The organism is Burkholderia sp. Tr-20390 (genome assembly GCF_017104595.1).
Taxonomy (GTDB): domain Bacteria; phylum Pseudomonadota; class Gammaproteobacteria; order Burkholderiales; family Burkholderiaceae; genus Burkholderia.
This window is the reverse complement of the sequence record NZ_JAAGPC010000069.1, coordinates 23,526-41,817: the sequence shown is the minus strand read 5'-3', so window position 1 is coordinate 41,817 and position 18,292 is coordinate 23,526. Positions and strand designations below refer to the sequence as shown.

Annotated in this window: 14 protein-coding genes; 5 read left to right on the top strand and 9 right to left on the bottom strand. The window is 68.1% G+C overall.

Translation table 11 applies throughout. The features are described 5' to 3' along the window. The 8 genes from G3N98_RS20190 to G3N98_RS20155 form a co-directional block, all read right to left on the bottom strand. On the bottom strand, window positions 1–629 hold a 629-nt coding region (locus tag G3N98_RS20190), incomplete at its 3' end, for a M55 family metallopeptidase (protein ID WP_206149043.1). Beyond that, window positions 626–1,708 (bottom strand): P1 family peptidase, encoded by a 1,083-nt coding sequence (locus tag G3N98_RS20185; protein ID WP_206149042.1) that lies wholly within the window; start codon window positions 1,706–1,708, stop codon window positions 626–628. The genes G3N98_RS20185 and G3N98_RS20190, both read right to left, overlap by 4 nt. Then, a complete protein-coding gene (gsiD, locus tag G3N98_RS20180) occupies window positions 1,708–2,601 on the bottom strand; it encodes a glutathione ABC transporter permease GsiD (RefSeq protein ID WP_089458029.1) in 894 nt (297 codons plus the stop codon). Before gsiD ends, G3N98_RS20185 begins: the two co-directional genes overlap by 1 nt. 7 nt (window positions 2,602–2,608) lie before the next feature. Further along, on the bottom strand, window positions 2,609–3,529 hold the full coding sequence (gene gsiC, locus G3N98_RS20175) for a glutathione ABC transporter permease GsiC (protein WP_089427700.1): 921 nt from the start codon (window positions 3,527–3,529) through the stop codon (window positions 2,609–2,611). A 79-nt stretch (window positions 3,530–3,608) separates the two neighbouring features. Further along, window positions 3,609–5,171 (bottom strand): glutathione ABC transporter substrate-binding protein GsiB, encoded by a 1,563-nt coding sequence (gene gsiB, locus G3N98_RS20170; protein WP_206149041.1) that lies wholly within the window; start codon window positions 5,169–5,171, stop codon window positions 3,609–3,611. Between the two features lie 95 nt (window positions 5,172–5,266). Continuing rightward, window positions 5,267–7,174 carry a dipeptide ABC transporter ATP-binding protein gene (locus G3N98_RS20165; protein ID WP_206149040.1) on the bottom strand — a complete coding sequence of 636 codons (1,908 nt, stop codon included), beginning with the start codon at window positions 7,172–7,174 and terminating at the stop codon, window positions 5,267–5,269. Between the two features lie 29 nt (window positions 7,175–7,203). Beyond that, on the bottom strand, window positions 7,204–8,202 hold the full coding sequence (locus G3N98_RS20160; protein ID WP_206149039.1) for an isoaspartyl peptidase/L-asparaginase: 999 nt from the start codon (window positions 8,200–8,202) through the stop codon (window positions 7,204–7,206). Beyond that, a complete protein-coding gene (locus G3N98_RS20155; RefSeq protein ID WP_089427704.1) occupies window positions 8,199–9,143 on the bottom strand; it encodes a MurR/RpiR family transcriptional regulator in 945 nt (314 codons plus the stop codon). Before G3N98_RS20155 ends, G3N98_RS20160 begins: the two co-directional genes overlap by 4 nt. Window positions 9,144–9,611: 468 nt before the next feature. On the opposite strand from G3N98_RS20155, the gene G3N98_RS20150 reads away from it, so the two are divergent. The 5 genes from G3N98_RS20150 (at window position 9,612) to G3N98_RS20130 (ending at window position 17,338) form a co-directional block, all read left to right on the top strand. After that, on the top strand, window positions 9,612–10,883 hold the full coding sequence (locus G3N98_RS20150) for an MFS transporter (protein ID WP_206149038.1): 1,272 nt from the start codon (window positions 9,612–9,614) through the stop codon (window positions 10,881–10,883). A gap of 27 nt (window positions 10,884–10,910) precedes the next feature. Then, window positions 10,911–13,331, top strand: coding sequence for a glycoside hydrolase family 31 protein (locus G3N98_RS20145; RefSeq protein ID WP_206149037.1), 2,421 nt, complete (start codon window positions 10,911–10,913; stop codon window positions 13,329–13,331). 111 nt (window positions 13,332–13,442) lie between these two features. Beyond that, on the top strand, window positions 13,443–14,630 hold the full coding sequence (locus G3N98_RS20140; RefSeq protein ID WP_206149036.1) for a porin: 1,188 nt from the start codon (window positions 13,443–13,445) through the stop codon (window positions 14,628–14,630). A gap of 322 nt (window positions 14,631–14,952) precedes the next feature. After that, window positions 14,953–16,974 carry a BCCT family transporter gene (locus G3N98_RS20135; protein WP_206149035.1) on the top strand — a complete coding sequence of 674 codons (2,022 nt, stop codon included), beginning with the start codon at window positions 14,953–14,955 and terminating at the stop codon, window positions 16,972–16,974. A gap of 52 nt (window positions 16,975–17,026) precedes the next feature. Then, a complete protein-coding gene (locus G3N98_RS20130; RefSeq protein ID WP_174971669.1) occupies window positions 17,027–17,338 on the top strand; it encodes a hypothetical protein in 312 nt (103 codons plus the stop codon). Window positions 17,339–17,437: 99 nt separating this feature from the next. On the opposite strand, the gene G3N98_RS20125 is transcribed toward G3N98_RS20130, so the two are convergent. Continuing rightward, window positions 17,438–18,286 (bottom strand): class I SAM-dependent methyltransferase, encoded by an 849-nt coding sequence (locus tag G3N98_RS20125; protein WP_206149034.1) that lies wholly within the window; start codon window positions 18,284–18,286, stop codon window positions 17,438–17,440. Window positions 18,287–18,292 lie beyond the last annotated feature (6 nt).

Below are 18,292 nucleotides of genomic sequence, written 5' to 3'. Positions count from 1 at the left end.
CCTGCCGACAGTGCGTGCGCGACCGCTTCGCGCGCCGCCGCTGCGATCCGCGCACATGACGCGGCGGGCGTGAGCGTATCGCCGCTCGACGCGCCGCCGGCCGTCTTGACCGTCTCGAAATGCGCATCCGGAAACAGCGGCTGCGTTTCCTCCGCGAACACGTCGTCGCCCGTGGCCAGCGCGACGTGCGCGCCGTATTCGCGCGCCAGCGCACCGTACAGCCCGGCTTCGCCGAGTTCGACGCCGTTCAGCCATACCTGCGTAAACGCAAAGCTGTTGATCGTGTGCGCGAGCACGCCGCGCGTCTGCGATTTCGCGTGATAGCCGATCATGAACACGAGATCGGGCTGCTGCTCGAGGCCCGTCATCATCCCGAGCGTGCGCGGCTTGCCGAGGACGACACGCGCACGCGCATCGAGCCCGTCGGGCAGCAGGTTGCGGAAACCGCCGTGCGAATCGTTGACCCACACCGCCTGCGCACCGCCCATGAACGCGCCTTCGATCGCCGCGTTCGCCTCGGCGGTCATCCAGCGGCGCGCGCGCTCGTATTCCGGATTGCCGGCGCGCGTCTGCTCGATGGCGAATACGCCGGCGACGCCTTCGATGTCGGTCGAAATCAGGATCTTCATGACTGGGTAAGACGTCCTTCGTGGCCTTCGTTGAACAGGCGATCGAGATCGGGCACCGCATCGCGCAGCGATTGCCGCACGTGGCCGTCGCGCCCGGCCACCGTCACGGCCTGCAGCAGCGCGTCGGCGATCGCATGCTCGACGCTTTCGGCCGCGGCCATGAACAGTGGATCGAGCGCCGCATCGGCGACGAGGGCCGGCAGCGCGAGGGTCGATGCGTCGTGCGCGATCGTGTAGGCGGTGGAGAAGGCGAGCGCGATGTCGCCGCTGCCGTGCCCGTAGACCGAGCCCGTGCGGGCCAGCCCCGCCCCGGCGCGGCGCGCGAGCCGCGACAGTTGCCGCGCATCGAGCGGCGCGTCGGTCGCCAGCAACAGGATGATCGATCCTTGCTCCGGCGGCGCCGCATGCGCGGCCCCGGCCGCACGCCGTTGCGCGACGATGCGTCCGACCGGCACGCCGCCGAGCGTCAGCATCGGCAGCCGGCCGAAATTCGCGAGTACGAGTGCGCCGACCGTATAGGGCCGCCCGGCCGCAACGGCAACGCGCGATGCCGAACCGATCCCGCCCTTCAGGTCGAAGCTCGACATCCCGCGCCCCGCGCCCACCGCGCCGCGTGCGACGTCACGCGATGCCGCGCGGCACGCGTCGTCGTAATGCGCGGGCGTGACCGCGAACGCCTGGATATCGTTCAGATAGCCGTCATTGCACTCGAACACGAGCGGGTTGACGGTCGACCAGTCGCGGCCGACCTGCGGATTCGCCGCGATCGCCGCACGTATCTGCGCCTGCGCGAGCGCGCCGACGCCGAACGTATTGGTCAGCGCGATCGGCGTCTCGAGCGTGCCGAGTTCGTCGACCTGCACGAGCCCGACACTCTTGCCGAAGCCGTTGATCACCGCCGCCCCAGCCGGCACCTTGCTGCGGTACACGTCGCCCGGATGCGGCTTCACGACGGTCACGCCCGTCTGCACGTTGCCTGCGTCGAGCGTGCAATGGCCGACCGTCACGCCCGGCACGTCGGCGATCGTGCCGCGCGGCCCGGCGGGCAGCGTCGCCGTCCACATCGGAGAGTGGCGCATCAGCGGCGCTCCAGTTTCGGATCGAGCGCGTCGCGCAGCCCGTCGCCGAGCAGGTTGAACGCGAGCACGGTCAGGAAGATCGCCAGGCTCGGGAAGATCGCGATGTGCGGCGCCGTCACCATGTCCGCGCGCGCCTCGTTGAGCATCGCCCCCCACTCCGGCGTCGGCGGTTGCGCGCCGAGCCCGAGGAACGACAGGCTCGCGGCCGTGATGATCGACGTGCCGATCCGCATCGTGAAGTAGACGACGACCGACGACACGGTGCCCGGCAGGATGTGCCGCATGATGATCGTCCAGTCCGACGCGCCGATGCTGCGTGCGGCCTCGACATAGGTCATGTGCTTGAGCATCAGCGTGTTGCCGCGCACGAGCCGCGCGAACGCCGGGATACTGAAGATCGCGACCGCGCAGATCACGTTGACCATCCCGTTGCCGAGGATCGCCACCACGCCGATCGCGAGCAGGATGCCCGGGAACGCGAACAGCACGTCGGCCACGCGCATCGTGATGCGGTCCCACCAGCCTTCGTAGTAGCCGGCGAGCAGCCCGAAGAACGTGCCGATCACCGCGCCGAGCGCGACCGAGAAGAAGCCGGCCGCGAGCGAGATGCGCGTGCCCGCGATGATCCGGCTGAAGATATCGCGGCCGAGCGAATCGACGCCGAACCAGTGCACGACCGACGGCCCTGCGTTCAGCGCGTCGTAGTCGAAATAGTTCTCCGGATCGAACGGCACGATGTGCGGGCCGACGAACGCCAGCACGACGAGCGCCAGCACGAAGCCGCCCGCGACGAGCGCGACGGTCTGCTTGCGGAACTTGCGCCAGAATTCGCGCCACGGCGTGCGGATCGCGGCGGGTGCGGCCGGCGCCGCGGTCTGGACTGTCGCGTTCATTTGCGCCTCACTTGAACCGGATGGTCGGGTTGATGACCGCGTACAGCACGTCGACGGTCAGGTTGATCAGGATGAACTCGAGCGAAAACAGCAACACGATCGCCTGGATCACCGGGTAGTCGCGCATCGTCACCGCGTCGACGAGCAGGCGGCCGAGCCCCGGCCAGTTGAACACGACCTCGACGACGATCGAGCCGCCGAGCAGGAAGCCGAACTGCAGCCCCATCATCGTGACGACCGGGATCATCGCGTTGCGCAGGCAGTGCTTGAGCACCACCATCGGCTCGTGCACGCCTTTCGCACGCGCGGTGCGCACGAAATCCTCGTTCAGCACCTCGACGAACGATGCCCGCGTGAAGCGCGCCATCACGGCCGCGACCGCGGCGCCGAGCGTCAGCGACGGCAGCACGTAGCTCTTCCACGAACCGTCCGGTACGACCGGCAGCCAGCCGAGCTTCACCGAGAAGACTTCCATCAGCAGCATGCCGAGCGCGAACGCGGGAAACGAGATGCCCGACACCGCGAGCGTCATGCCGAGGCGATCCGGCCAGCGGTTGCGCCATACCGCCGACGCGATGCCGATCGCCATCCCGAAGGCCGTCGCCCACACCATGCTGACGAGCGTCAGCATCAGCGTCGGCATGAAGCGCTCGCCGATCTCGGTCGAGACCGGCCGCTTGCTGCGCGTCGACATGCCGAAGTCGCCGTGCGCGATCTTCGTGAAGAAGTTCACGAACTGAGCGGGCAGCGGGCGGTCGAGCCCGAGATCGGCACGCACGAGCGCGATCGTCGCGTCGTCGGCTTCGGGGCCGGCCGCGAGCCGCGCCGGATCGCCCGGCAGCAGGTGGACGAACAGGAACACCAGCACCGCGACGATCGCGAGCGTGGGCAGCAGGCCGAACAGGCGTTTGACGAGAAAATTCAGCATGGGGCACCGATCGATTCAGCGTGCCGGCGGCTCACGCCGCCGGCACCGCATGGCGGACGAGCCGCGGTCATCACCACTGTCATTTCAGCGAGATTTCGTCGAAGTTGAACGAGCCGTCCGGCATCACGTACGCGCCCTGCAGCCGCTTGCTGCGCGCATACACGATCTTCTCCTGCACGAGGAAGATCCACGGTGCATCGGTCCAGATCTGCTTCTGCGCATCGGCGTAGAGGTCGGTCTTCTTCGCGCGATCGACCGTCTCGAGCGCCTTCGTCAGATCGCCGTCGACCGTGTCGTTCTTGTAGTACGCGGTGTTGACGAGCTTCGGCGGCGCCGACGCGCCGGCGAGCAGCGGCGTGATCGCCCAGTTCGCTTCACCCGTCGACGACGACCAGCCGATGTAGTACATCCGCACCGGCGCCTTCGCCGGATCCGGCGCGCTCTCGACCTTCGCGACGCGCTCGCCGGCCTCCAGCGCCTGCACCTGCACCTTCACGCCGACCTGCGCGAGCTGCTGCTGCACGAACTGGATCGCCTTCTGCGACGTCGAGTTGTTATACGCGGACCACAGCGTCGTCTCGAAGCCGTTCGGATAGCCGGCCTCCTTCAGCAGCGCGCGCGCCTTCGCCGGGTCGTACGGCCACGGGCCCAGCTTCGTCGCATAGTCGACGCCCTGCGGCACCACGCCGGTGGACGGCGTCGCGAAGCCGGAGAACGCGACCTTCGCGAGCGCTTCCTTGTTCACCGCGTAGTTCAGCGCCTGGCGCACCTTCGGGTTGTCGAACGGCTTCTGCAGCATGTTCAGCGACACGTAGCGCTGCACGATCGACGGCCGCTCCACGATGTCGACCTTCGGGTTGCCCTTCAGGTCGACCGCCTGCTCGAACGGGATGCGGAACGCGAAATCGGCTTCGCCCGTTTTGATCAGCGCGGCACGCGTGTTGTTGTCGACCACCGGCTTCCAGTCGATCGCGTCGATCTTCGGATAGCCCTTCTTCCAGTAGCCGGCGAACTTCTTCACCTTCAGGTCGTCGGTCTGCTTCCATTCGACGAACTCGAACGGGCCGGTGCCGACCGGATGCAGCGCGATGTCGCGGCCCCACTTCTTCAGCGCGGCCGGCGAGATCATCACGGCCGACGGGTGCGCGAGCGTGTTGATCAGCGCCGAGAACGGCTCGCGCAGCGTGATCTTCACCGTGTACGGATCGACCACTTCGGTCTTCTCGATCACGCGGAACATGTTGTAGCGCTTCAGGTGGTTCGCGGGATCGGTCACGCGGTCGAAGTTCGCCTTCACGGCCGCCGCGTTGAAATCGGTGCCGTCGTGGAACTTCACGCCCTGGCGCAGCTTGATCGTGTACGTCTTCGCATCGGGGCTCGCGTCGTAGCTCATCGCCAGCACGTTGACGAGCTTCATGTCCTTGTCGAAGCCGAACAGGCCCTGGTAGAACGACTTGACGACGGCCTGCGACACCGTGTCGTTCGCGTCGTACGGGTCCATCGTCGTGAACGTCGAATCCACCGCCATCACCGCGGTCTGCTGCGCGAACGCGGGCACCGCGGCCGACAGCGCGAACGCGCCGGCAAGCGCGACGAAACACGCGCGCGGACGAAACATCGTGAACGGATGCTGCTTGGTCATGTTGCTGGGCTCCTATCGGTGAATCGGTGACGCCTCACGGGCGTTTCGGTTTCGACTTCCTGCACGCTCGCGCATCGCCATGGCGACGCATTGCTTCAGTACGCGCCGCCGACGCGATGCGTCGCGACGTAATGATCGGGGCCGACCGCGACGAGCGGCGCGACGACCGGGTCGTCGCCGACCGCGCGGATCGGGCTCGGGATTTCGTCCGCCGCCAGCTGGCGCGGCGCGTGCCTGCGTGCCGGATCGGCCACCGGCACCGCGCTCATCAGCTTCTTCGTATACGGGTGCTGCGGCGCCTCGAACACCGCGCGACGCGGGCCAATCTCGACGATCTGGCCGAGGTACATCACCGCGACGCGATGGCTGATGCGCTCGACCACCGCCATGTCGTGCGAGATGAACAGGTACGCGACGCCGAGCTCGCGCTGCAGGTCGAGCATCAGGTTGACGATCTGCGCCTGCACCGACACGTCGAGCGCCGACACCGATTCGTCGGCGATCACGACCTTCGGGTTCAGCGCGAGCGCGCGCGCGATCGCGATCCGCTGGCGCTGGCCGCCCGAGAATTCATGCGGATATCGGCGCGCGGCCTCGGGCGGCAGGCCGACCTTGTCGAGCAGCCAGTCGACGCGCGCCTGCGCTTCGCGGCCACTCGCGACGCCGTGCACCAGCAGCGGCTCCATGATCGAGAAACCGACGGTCAGGCGCGGGTTCAGCGACGCGAACGGATCCTGGAAGATGAACTGGATGTTCCGGCGCAGCGCCTGCAGGTCCGGGCCCTTCAGCGCACTGATGTCGCGGCCGTCGAACTCGATCGAGCCGCTCTGCGATTCGACGAGGCGCAGCAGCGAGCGGCCGGTGGTCGACTTGCCGCAGCCCGATTCGCCGACCAGCGCGAGTGTCTCGCCCGCGCGCAGTTCGAAGCTCACCCGTTCCACCGCATGCACGTATTGCGACACGCGGCCGAACACGCCGCTCTTCACCGGGAAGCGCGTCACGAGATCGCGCACGCGCAGGATCGGCGATGCGGACTGATCGACGGGCGGCTGCGCAGCGTCGTTCGCCGCGGGTGCGGGCGACGCAGCCGGTGCTGCCGTGCTCGCGCCCTCCACCTTCAGCAGCGGGAATTTCTCGGGCGCATCGGTGCCCTGCATCGAGCCGAGTTTCGGCACGGCCGCGAGCAACGCGCGCGTGTAGCGATGCTCAGGCGCCGCGAAGATGCGGTCCGACTCGCCCTCCTCGACCTTCTCGCCGCGATACATCACGAGCACGCGGTCGGCCACTTCGGCCACCACGCCCATGTCGTGCGTGATGAAGATCACGCCCATGTTCATCTCGTCCTGCAGCCCGCGCACCAGTTGCAGGATCTGCGCCTGGATCGTCACGTCGAGCGCGGTCGTCGGCTCGTCGGCGATCAGCAGCGACGGCCGGCACGACAGCGCCATCGCGATCATCACCCGCTGCCGCATCCCGCCCGACAACTGGTGCGGATAGCGCGCGAACACGCGGCGCGCCTCCGGGATGCGCACGAGTTCGAGCAGCCGCAGCGTTTCCGCGCGTGCTTCCGACAGGCTTTTCGACTGATGCAGCGCGATCGCCTCGCTGATCTGGTCGCCGACGGTGAACACCGGGTTCAGCGACGTCATCGGCTCCTGGAAGATCATCGCGATATCCGCGCCGCGAATACCGCGCATCGTCGCGCCGCTGGCCTGCGCGAGATCGACAATCGCGCCCCCGCGCCGGCGGAACGCGATCCGGCCGTTCGTGATCGCGCCGCCGCCGTGCTCGACGAGCCGCATCAGCGCAAGCGACGTGACCGACTTGCCCGAGCCCGATTCACCGACGATCGCGAGCGTCTCGCCGCGGTCGACGTGAAACGACACGTTGCGTACCGCGTCGAACGTCGCGCCTTCGCGGCGGAACGTGACCGACAGGTCGTCGACGGCCACCACGCGCTGCTCGGGCAGCACCAGGCCGGACGGATTACGGCTCGAAGTCATCGTGGGTCTCCTCCTCGTGCGGGCCGGAATCAGGCCGTGTCGTCGTCGCGATAGATGCCGACCACCGGCGCTTCACCGACGCGCGCATAGCCGCGGTACATCCCTTCGGTGTTGAACGGCATCGCGACGTTGCCCTGCGCATCGACCGCGATGATCCCGCCGCGGCCCGCGAGGCGCGGCAGCTTGTTCATCACGACGTCGTGCGCGGCCTCGGCGAGCGATGCGCCGCGATACGCGATCTGCGCGGCCACGTCATGCGCGGTCGCGAGCCGGATGAACATCTCGCCGGTGCCCGTCGACGACACCGCGCAGGTTGCGTCGTCCGCATAGCAGCCCGCGCCGATGATCGGCGAATCGCCGACACGCCCCGGCTGCTTGTTCGTGATGCCGCCCGTCGACGTCGCCGCCGCGATGTGGCCGTGCTGGTCGCATGCGACCGCGCCGACCGTGCCGTGCTTGCGGTCCGGATCGAGCGGTTCGGCCGGTTGCTGCGAGGGTGATGCGCCGAACGTGAACGTCGCCGCGTCGTGGTCGAGCATGGCGCCCGCCGCTGCGCGCGCCTTGACCCACTGCGCGTGACGCGCCTCGGTGTGGAAGTAATCCGGTTCCGCGAGTTCGAGCCCCTGCGCGGCCGCGAACGCATCGGCGCCGTCACCGGCGAACAGCACGTGCTCGCTGGCTTCCATCACGCGCCGCGCGGCCAGCACCGGATTGCGCACGCGCGTCGCGCAGCAGATCGCGCCGGCGCCAAGCGTCGCGCCATCCATCACCGCCGCGTCGAGTTCGTGCTTGCCCTCCGCCGTATAGACGGCGCCGCGCCCGGCGTTGAACAGCGGACAATCCTCGAGCATCCGCACCGCGACGGTGACGGCGTCGAGCGCGCTGCCGCCATCGGCCAGCACCTGCTGCGCGGCCGTCAGGATGGCGGTCAGTTCGGCACGGTACTGACGTTCGGTGTCGGAATCCATCGCCTCGCGCAGGATCGTGCCTGCGCCGCCGTGAATCGCAACGATCGCGGGTGAAGTCATGTTTTTTTCGGACGGTGAGTAGAAGGGTTGGCGGCCGGCAGCGTCGCTTGCGGCTGGACGAGCCACGGCAGCAGGAATTCGGTCATCTCGGCCGCGGATTTCGCGGACCGGTGCGTGCGCAGCGCGACCGCGTCGATCAGCGCCTCGATCATCGCGAGCACGGCCGCTTCCGACGTCGCCGCGAAGCGCCGTTCGGCCTTGACGTACAGGTTCAGCGACGCGATCGGCGCAAGCGGCGATTGCGGGCCGTCGGAGATGCCCAGCACGCGCGCACCGCGCGCCGCCGCGCGACGGGCCAGTTCGATGGTGTCCTTCACGTAGCGCGGAAACGCGAGCGCGATCACGAGATCGCGCGAGTCGGCCGTGTACAGCCGCCGCGCCGCGTGCGACGGGCCGCCGAGCAACGCGAGCGATTGCACGTTGTCATGGCAGACGGACAGCCCGTGCTCCATCAGCCCGGTGAGAAACGCGCTCGACCCCGCGCCGAGAATCAGCACGCGCCGCGCGCCGACGATCGCCTCGACCGCGGCCTCGACATCGGCTGCGTCCAGTTGCGCACGCGTGTTCTCGATGTTCGCGACGGCCTGGTCGAATACCGCGTCGATCCACGCGGCGCCGCGTACGCCGGGCTCCTGCTCCTGCGCGGAACGCAGCCGCTCGACCGGCCCGAGCGTCGCCTCGAAACCACGCACGAGCGCCGCGCGCATCGCCGGATAGCCGTCGAAACCGAGCGCCTTCGCGAAGCGGTTCGCGGTCGCGATCGACGCATTCACGGCCTGCGCGAGTTCGTCGATGCGCATCGTCGCCGCGCGGAACGGATTCGCGAGCACGAACTCGCCCATGCGGCGGTGGATCGGCGTCATCAACGGCATCGCCGACGCGATCCGCTCGGCGATCGCGGGTTCGTCGTGACTGGCGTCGGGTGGAACGAGAGGCGTCATGCGAAGGGTTGTTGCAAGGATGATGAAAATGAATTTACACAACTCCTGCCTCAAAAAGAAATAAATTTTCATCAGGGTTGTCACGTCCCGCCCCACGCCTTTTCGATCACCCGATGCGCGCACTGCCCCGCCGCACGGGCCTTCGCGCGTGATCGCCGTGCGTTGCCAACTACGCCGCGTGGCGGCGCCCCTCGGGAAAACCCCGAGCAAGTTCGTTCGAATGCATTTTCACGTTGACCGGATTCGAATTCGAACATAGGATGCTCGAAAATGATCAGTCGTCAGATAACATCGCGGCTCGATGACGACAAAATGTTCGTTCGAATACCGTATTTTCGATATAAGCCGGTATAACCGGCTCCAATCAAGATCGGACATCGTACGAATAAAACGAATAAGCCATCCCGGGCGGATGGCCCTTACGGATCGGCGGGCGCTGTGCGCCCGCCCCTCTGACAGGAGACAGCAGTGAAGACAGTCAAGGCGTTGCGCTGGTGGATCATCGTGCTCGTATGTCTCGGCACGATCCTCAACTACCTCGCACGGAACTCCCTCGCGGTGCTCGCCCCCGAGCTGAAGCAGGTCTTTTCGATCTCGACGCAGCAGTATTCGTACATCGTCGGCGCGTTCCAGATCGGTTACACGATCATGCAGCCCGTGTGCGGCTTCGTCGTCGACCTGATCGGGCTGCGGCTCGGGTTCGCGCTGTTCGCGATGCTGTGGTCGATCGTCGGCGTCGCGCACGGCTTCGCGTCGGGCTGGCTGTCGCTCGGCATCCTGCGCGGCTTTCTCGGCCTGTTCGAAGCCGCCGCGATTCCGTCCGGGATGAAGGCGGTCGCCGAATGGTTTCCCGATCGCGAGAAATCCGTCGCGGTCGGCTATTTCAACGCGGGCACGTCGCTCGGCGCCGCGATCGCGCCGCCGCTCGTCGTGTTCCTGTCGATGCGGTTCGGCTGGCAGGCCGCGTTCATGGCCACCGGCGCGCTCGGCTTCGTGTGGGCCGCGCTCTGGTACGCGCAGTACCGGTCGCCGGCCGATCATCCGCGCATCACGCCGCAGGAGCGCGCGCTGATCCGCGACGGCCAGGCGACGATGCCGCCCGTGTCGAAGCGCCGCATTCGCGACGTCGTCACCGCGCGGCGCTTCTGGGCCATCGCGCTGCCGCGCTTCTTCGCCGAACCCGCGTGGCAGACCTTCAGCTTCTGGATTCCGCTGTATCTCGCGACCGAGCGCCACATGGAACTCAAGCAGATCGCGATCTTCGCGTGGATGCCGTTTCTCGCGGCCGACCTCGGCGGCATCGCGGGCGGCTACCTGTCTCCGTATCTCGCGAAGCGGTTCGAGCTGCCGCTCGTATGGTCGCGCGTCGCGGGCATCGCGCTCGGCGCGGTGCTGATGCTCGGGCCCGCGATGATCGGGCTCGTCGCGTCGCCGTACACGGCCATCGCGCTGTTCTGCGTCGGCGGCTTCGCGCACCAGATGATCTCCGCGCTCGTCAACACGCTGTCGGCCGACGTGTTCGATCCCGAGGAAGTCGGCACCGCGAGCGGCTTCGCCGGGATGGCCGCGTGGATCGGCGGGCTCGGTTTCTCGCTGCTGGTCGGCGCGCTCGCCGACAAGATCGGCTATGCGCCGCTGTTCGCGTGCCTCGGCCTGTTCGACATCATCGGCGTCACGCTGCTCGCGATGCTGATCCGCGGGCAGTCGAAGCAGGAACGCCTGCTCGCCCGGCACGCCTGACCTTCGCCCTTACCAGGAATCGCATTCATGACTTCGCTTCTTCATCCGCCCGTGTTCCGCGTCGCCGGCCAGCACGCGAACCGTGTGCTGCTCGCATCCGAGGCGGGCGCAACCGTCGAGATCTTCGTGCTCGAGGATGACATCGTACGGGTGCGCGTGCTGCCCGACGCGACGGCACGCAACCCGCGCACGTGGTCGATCGCGCCGGGCCTCGACGACGTGCCGCTCGACGGGCGCGACCGCCTCGACCTGAGCGGCTTCGCGCTGCCCTCCTTTACCCTCGTCGAAGACGATGACAGCGTGTGCATCGAGACCGTACAGATCCGGCTCGCGGTGCGCAGGCAAGGCGGCCATTGCACGTGGTCGATGCGCGACGCGGACGGCACATGGCGCGTCGCACTCGCCGACCGTGCGACGCAGGCGTACAACTTCGGCTGGTGGGACGATCGCGCGTATCACTACGTCGCCCGCGAGCGCGGCGACAAGGTGTTCGGCCTCGGCGAACGCGCGGGCGACCTCGACCGCACCGGCGCGCGCTTCGAGATGCGCAACATCGACGCGATGGGCTACAGCGCGAAGCACACCGACCCGCTGTACAAGCACATTCCGTTTTACATCACGTGGTCGCCCGCAGCGTGCCAGGGGTTCGGGCTGTTCTACGACACGCTGTCGGACTGCGCGTTCGACATGGGCCGCGAGCTCGACAACTATCATGGCCCGTACCGCTATTTCGTCGCCGAGCACGGCGATCTCGACTACTACTTCATCGCGTCGCCCGACACGCCGCTCGCGGCCGCGCGGCGCTTCACGTGGCTCACCGGGCGCCCCGCGCGCACGCCGAAATGGGGGCTCGGCTACTCGGGCTCGACGATGCGCTACACCGATGCGCCGGACGCGCAGCAGCAGATGAACCAGTTCGTCGAGCAATGCGACACGCACGACATCCTGTGCGATTCGTTCCACCTGTCGTCGGGCTATACGTCGATCGGTGCGAAGCGCTACGTGTTCAACTGGAACCGCGACAAGTTTCCCGACGCGAAGGGCTTCGTGAAGCATTACCGCGACCACGGCATCCGTCTGTGCGCGAACATCAAGCCGTGCCTGCTGCGCGACCATCCCGCATTCGAAGAGGCGGCCAGGCGCGGGCTGCTGATCCGCTCGGCATCCGGCGAGCCCGCATGGGTGCAGTTCTGGGACGAGGTCGGCGCGTATCTCGACTTCACGCAGCCCGACGCGTACCGCTGGTGGCGCGAGCAGGTCACGTCGGCGCTGCTCGAATACGGGATCGAGTCGACCTGGAACGACAACAACGAGTACGAGATCTGGTCGCCCGACGCGATCGCGCACGGCTTCGGCCAGCCGTATCCCGTGCGTGAAGCGAAGGTGCTGCAGACGATGCTGATGATGCGCGCGTCGCGCGACGCGCAGCGCGCGCATGCGCCGGCGCGGCGGCCGTTCCTCGTGTCGCGCTCCGGCGGCGCCGGCATGCAGCGCTACGTGCAGACCTGGTCCGGCGACAACTATACGTCGTGGGAAACCTTGCGCTACAACCTGAAGATGGGCCTCGGGCTCGCGCTGTCGGGCGTATCGAACATCGGTCACGACATCGGCGGCTTCTCCGGGCCCGCGCCGTCGCCGGAACTGCTGCTGCGCTGGGTGCAGTTCGGCCTCTTCATGCCGCGCTTCAGCATCCACTCGTGGAACGACGACGGCACCGTCAACGAACCGTGGATGTATCCGGAGATCACCGCGCAGATCGCGTCGCTGATCAAGCAGCGCTACCGGCTGCTGCCCTACCTCTATCACCTGCTGTGGCTGTCGACGACGCGCTACGAGCCCGTGCTGCGGCCGACCTTCGCCGATTTCCCCGGCGACGCACGCTGCTACGACGAATGTGACGACATGATGCTCGGCGACGCGCTGCTCGTCGCGCCGGTCGTCGATCCCGGCCTGACGGCGCGCACCGTCTACCTGCCGTCGGGCGCGCGCTGGATGTGCTGCGCGAGCGCGCAAGCGTTCGACGGCGGTGCGAGCGTGACGCTGCCCGCGCCGCTCGACTCGCCGGTGATGCTGCTGCGCGAGGGCCGCGTGCTGCCGCTGAACGTCGCGGAACAGCATTTCGGCGCGCGTGCCGACACGCGCGGCTTCCTCGTTGCGCCGCGCATCGAGGACGGTGTCGCGTACGGCGAATGCGTCGAGGACGATGGCGAGACGGAAGCATGGCGTGACGGCGAATACGGGCTGTGGCGCATCGAGACCGGCCGCGAAGCGTCGGGCGCGTTCGGCGTATCGGTGCGCTGGGACGGCCGCCCGGCACGCCCGGCCGACCGCGTCGAGATCCTGTTGCCCGCGTCGCTGCAAGGCCCGGTCGCCGTGCGCGGCGCGCGCATCGAGCAGGATGCGCTCGATGACGCATGGCGCCGCCTCGTCGTCGCATTCGACAGCTGAACCGCGTCACCCGCGCAAGACGGGCCGTTCACGCGGCCCGCCGCCGGCCACTGAGGAGGCGACCGAGCCTCCCGCCCACCTTGAAAAGATGATGAGATCTGGAGATCGTCAATGAAAGCACCCGTCAATCGCTATGCAATCCTGATTTTATCGGCTGCATCGCTCGGCACGACCGCCGCCCACGCGCAGAGCAGCGTGACGCTGTACGGTGTCGTCGACGATTCGCTCGCGTACGTGAACAACCAGCAGGGCCACTCGAACGTCTACATGCGCGACGGCAACCTGTATGCGTCGAAGTTCGGGCTGCGCGGCGACGAGGATCTCGGCGGCGGCACGCATGCGATCTTCGACCTGCAGTCCGGCTTCAACCTGAACAACGGCGCGCAATCCGCCGCCGGCCTGATCTTCAATCGCCAGGCGTTCGTCGGCCTGCGCAACGATCACTACGGCACGATGACGGCCGGCCGCCAGTACACGCCCTACTTCCTGTTCGTCGGCCCGTACGCGTCGAGCAGCTGGCTGACCGGCGCGACGGGCGCGCATCCGGGTGACATCGACGGCCTCGACACGACGACACGCGTGAACAACTCGGTCACCTATACGTCGCCGACCTTCGCCGGGCTGACCGCCAGCGCGATGTATGCCTTCGGCGGCATTGCCGGCGCGACCGGCAAGGGCAACACGTTCAGCGCCGCGCTGCGTTATGCGAACGGGCCGATTGGCGTCGCGGCCGGCTACCTGCGCATCAACAGCTCGGGCTCGTCGGCGGGCTTCCTGAATCCGGCGACCGCCGCGTCGGGCAGCTTCGCGGTGTCGGTGCTGAACCAGGGCTACCTGACCGCGAAGGCCGTCGAGCAGGTCGCGGCGGCCGGCAACTACACGCTCGGCGACCTGACGATGGGCCTCAACTATTCCAACGTGAAGTACCTGCCCGGCAACGGCTCGGCGTTCACGGACACGGCCGTGTTCAACACCTACGGCGCGCTCGCCGCGTATCGCTTCACGCCGACATTCTCGGTGGCCGGCGCGTTCGCGTACACGCTCGCGTCGAAGGCGAACGGCATCAACAGTGCGGCCCGCTACCAGCAGTATTCGCTGAAGGAGTCGTACAGCCTGTCGAAGCGCACGACGCTCTATGCGCTGCAGGCGTACACGCATTCGAGCGGGCAGACGCTCGGTGCGCAAGGCGCGGGCCACGTGATCGATGCGGCGCCGATCGTCGGCGATTCGCAGCAGCTCACGCCATCGACGACGCACGGCCAGTTCGTCGGCATGGCCGGCATCGCCGTCACGTTCTGAACCCTCGCGGCAGCGCTTTCGGCGCGCTGCCCCTGCCCCGGACGACACGCGCATTTCCCGCATTCCCACGCGCGCCGTCCGGGCGGACGATAAACGTCCGCCACGGCGTTTGCCGCGCCCCGTCCGCCCGCCGGGCGAACCTCCTGGGTTTTCTCGATCCTCCCAATACCTTACAATTCGTCAGGTTCATCTCTTCTGCATGCCCCCTTCTTGCAGTCCTGACACCGCGGTACACTCGACGCACGCCGTATCAGGGTCCGACGCGCGAACACGCGCGCCGGGCGGCGTCGCGCCTCGTTGCGCCCACAACTGGATGCCAGCCATGCCAGATTCCCGTCCCTCGCCCCGCACGACGTTCAAGCCGCAGGTCGTCCTGCCCGCGCTCGCGGTCATCGGCGCACTGCTCGTCGTGTGCGCGCTGCACCCGAGCGAAGCCGGCGCGCTGTTCTCCGCCGGCCAGCAATGGGCCATCGCACGCTTCGACTGGTTCTACGTGCTCGCCGTCACCGGCTTCCTCGTGTTTCTCGTGCTGATCGCCGCCAGCGACTTCGGCAACATCCGGCTCGGCCCCGACGACGCCGAACCCGAATTCAGCTTCGTGTCGTGGACGGCGATGCTGTTCGCGGCCGGCATGGGCATCGGCCTGATGTATTTCGGCGTCGGCGAGCCGATGCAGCACTTCCTGAAGCCGCCGACCGTCGACCCCGGCACGGCCGCCGCCGCGCGCGAAGCGATGCTGATGACGTTCTTCCACTGGGGCTTCCATGCGTGGGCGATCTACGGGCTGATGGGGCTCGTGCTCGCGTACTTCGGCTTCCGCTACAACCTGCCGCTGACGCTGCGCTCGGGGCTGTATCCGGTGCTGCGCGAGCGCATCAACGGCTGGATCGGCCACACGGTCGACGCGTTCGCGCTGGTCGGCACGGTCGCCGGCATCGCGACGACGCTCGGCTACGGCGTGATGCAGATCAGCGCCGGCCTGCACACGGTCGTGGGCTGGGACACCAGCGGCAACGCGTTCCGCATCGGGCTCGTCGTGCTGGTCGTGCTGCTCGCGGGTGCTTCCGCCGCGAGTGGCCTCGACAAGGGCGTGCGGCGGCTGTCCGAGCTGAACCTGCTGCTCGCGTTCCTGTTGCTCGCGTTCGTGGTCGTCGCGGGCCCGACGTCGTTCCTGCTGCGCGCGCTCGGCGACAACATCGGCCAGTACCTGTCGCATCTCGTCGACCTGTCGTTCCGCACCTATGCGTACGCGTCGCCGCGCGAGGAAGGCTGGTTCGGCGGCTGGACGATCCTCTACTGGGCGTGGTGGGTGTCGTGGTCGCCGTTCGTCGGCATGTTCATCGCGCGCATCTCGCGCGGCCGCACGATCCGTCAGTTCGTGATCGGCGTGCTGCTCGTGCCGACCGCGTTCAACCTCGTGTGGATGACCGTGTTCGGCAACAGCGCGATCTGGCTCGATACGCACGGCGCGGCCGGCGCGCTCGCGCAGACGGCCACCAACGTCGACGCGCTGCTGTTCCGCTTCTTCGACTTCCTGCCGCTATCGCAAGGACTGTCGATCGTCGCGATCGTGCTGATCGCGGTGTTCTTCGTCACGTCCGCCGATTCGGGCGCGTTCGTGCTCGACCAGATCGCGACGCGCGGCAACGCGCACTCGCCCGTGTGGCAACGGCTGTTCTGGGCCGCGTTGCTCGGCGTGACGGCCGCGGTGCTGCTCGTCGCTGGCGGGCTCGGCGCGTTGCAGGCGATGACGCTGATCGCCGCGCTTCCGGTGGCGATCATCATGCTCGCGCTCTGCTACGGGCTGTGGCGCGGGCTCGCGGCCGACCGCGTGCACTATTCTCAGGACATCGCGCCCGCGACGAGCTTCTGGACCGGCCAGCACTGGCGCCACCGCCTGACGCACATCCTGCGGCAGACGACCGAAGCCGAAGCGCGCCAGTTCGTCGCCGAGACGGTCGAGCCCGCGTTGCGCAAGGTCGCCGACGAGCTGCGCGCGAGCGGCGTCGATGCGAACGTGCAGCGCGACAGCGACGATGCCGTGCGGCTCACCGTGCCGACCGCCGACCACCGCGATTTCGTGTACGGCGTGCGCGTGACGGTGAAATCCGCCGCCGCGTTCCTGGTGCGCGAGGCAGCCGAGCCGGAAGCGGAACGGGCCCACGTGTACGGGATCGTCACGTTCTTCGAGGATGGGCGGCTCGGCTACGACGTCGAATACCTGCGCGGCGACGAAGTGATTGCCGATGTGCTGCGCCAGTACGAACGCTACGTGTCGCTCGCGGCCGACAAGCGCACGCATCTGCTGAGCCGCGCGCCGGGGCATGCGACGGAGGCCGAATGAGCTCCGCCCTTGCCACGCCGTGGCGGTTCGCCATCCACGATGGAGCGGCACGATGACCGGACTCCTGCAAAGCCGCGCCTCCGACGTCATCGCGCTCGGCACGCTCGCCGTGCTCTATCTCGGCGGCGCCGGCATCGCGCTGTGGCGAATCCGGGCCGCGGCGCCGCGCGGCAAGGTCTACTGGATCGTCTGCGCGACGCTGCTCGCCGGCGGCGCCATCGCAATGGGCGTCAACCTGTCGCCGGTGCCGGACACCGGGAACATGCCGCCCGGGTTTGCACTCGGCGTCGAAGCCGTCTTGCTCGGTCTCGCCCTGGTCGCCGGCGGATGCGCGTGGTTGATGTTGCGCGCGCGGCGACACTGACGCGCGTGCGTCACGCGGCCCGGCTTCGTCCCGCGCGAACGGCCACGCGCGGGGCGAACCGGCCGGCCCTTCGTTGACCTGCCTCGTTACCGCAACGCATTACGCGGACGGTGCCCGCGCCGTCACGAGCCAGCATGCCGCGTCGAAGCGCACATCGGCACCCTCCACGTAAGGCGCGAACGCGGCACGCATCGTGTCGACCACGCGCCGCCGGGTCGCCTCGTCCACCTCCAGTAATGCCAGCCCGACCGGGCCCAGCCGCGAGATGTAGTCGTCCAGCGCGGAAGCAGGCAGCGCGCACGCCAGATCGACCGGCTCGATCGCGATGTCCGCCCAGCCGCTGTCCGACAGCACCGACGCAACGCGCTGCCGGTCGCCGAACGCGAATTGCCCCGGCGCGCCGGGCCGCCGGGCGGGCAGGTTCGGCAGCAACGGCGCGGCGGCCCGCTCGCCGATCGTCATGAACGGATTGTCGGCCGCGCTGCGCCATGCGATGAACCGCATCTGCGCATTCGGCCGTGCCGCATGCCGCAGATTCGCGAACGCCCTGACCGGATCGTCGAAGAACATCACACCGAGGCGCGACACGATCAGATCGACGCTCGCGGGCTCGAACGCGTGGGTCTGCACATCCGCGCGCACGAAACGGGCGCGAACGCCGCTGCGCTCGGCGCGCGCCTGCGCGGCGTCGATCATCCGGGACGAGATATCGATGCCCGTGCATTGCACGTCCGCCCCGAGCCGCCGCGCGATCGCGAGCGTGACCGCGCCCGTGCCGCAGCCGACGTCGAGCACGCTGCGCGCGGACGACGTGGCCGCCGCATCCACGAGCAACTTTTCCAGCGGCTCGAACATCCGGTCGATCGGCGCCTGCGTGTCGACCCACGCGCGCCCCGACGGGCCGTTCCACAGCGCGGATTGTTCGTCATTGGGCTGGCTGGTTTCCATCGTCGA

Excerpts from the sequence above, each read along its gene's own strand:
- G3N98_RS20135 (WP_206149035.1), top strand. The coding sequence starts at position 14,953 with ATGCCAGATTCCCGTCCCTCGCCCCGCACGACGTTCAAGCCGCAGGTC.
- G3N98_RS20130 (WP_174971669.1), top strand. The coding sequence starts at position 17,027 with ATGACCGGACTCCTGCAAAGCCGCGCCTCCGACGTCATCGCGCTCGGC.
- gsiB (WP_206149041.1), bottom strand. The coding sequence starts at position 5,171 with ATGACCAAGCAGCATCCGTTCACGATGTTTCGTCCGCGCGCGTGTTTC.
- G3N98_RS20140 (WP_206149036.1), top strand. The coding sequence starts at position 13,443 with ATGAAAGCACCCGTCAATCGCTATGCAATCCTGATTTTATCGGCTGCA.
- G3N98_RS20185 (WP_206149042.1), bottom strand. The coding sequence starts at position 1,708 with ATGCGCCACTCTCCGATGTGGACGGCGACGCTGCCCGCCGGGCCGCGC.
- gsiD (WP_089458029.1), bottom strand. The coding sequence starts at position 2,601 with ATGAACGCGACAGTCCAGACCGCGGCGCCGGCCGCACCCGCCGCGATC.
- G3N98_RS20165 (WP_206149040.1), bottom strand. The coding sequence starts at position 7,174 with ATGACTTCGAGCCGTAATCCGTCCGGCCTGGTGCTGCCCGAGCAGCGC.
- gsiC (WP_089427700.1), bottom strand. The coding sequence starts at position 3,529 with ATGCTGAATTTTCTCGTCAAACGCCTGTTCGGCCTGCTGCCCACGCTC.
- G3N98_RS20125 (WP_206149034.1), bottom strand. The coding sequence starts at position 18,286 with ATGGAAACCAGCCAGCCCAATGACGAACAATCCGCGCTGTGGAACGGC.
- G3N98_RS20145 (WP_206149037.1), top strand. The coding sequence starts at position 10,911 with ATGACTTCGCTTCTTCATCCGCCCGTGTTCCGCGTCGCCGGCCAGCAC.
- G3N98_RS20160 (WP_206149039.1), bottom strand. The coding sequence starts at position 8,202 with ATGACTTCACCCGCGATCGTTGCGATTCACGGCGGCGCAGGCACGATC.
- G3N98_RS20155 (WP_089427704.1), bottom strand. The coding sequence starts at position 9,143 with ATGACGCCTCTCGTTCCACCCGACGCCAGTCACGACGAACCCGCGATC.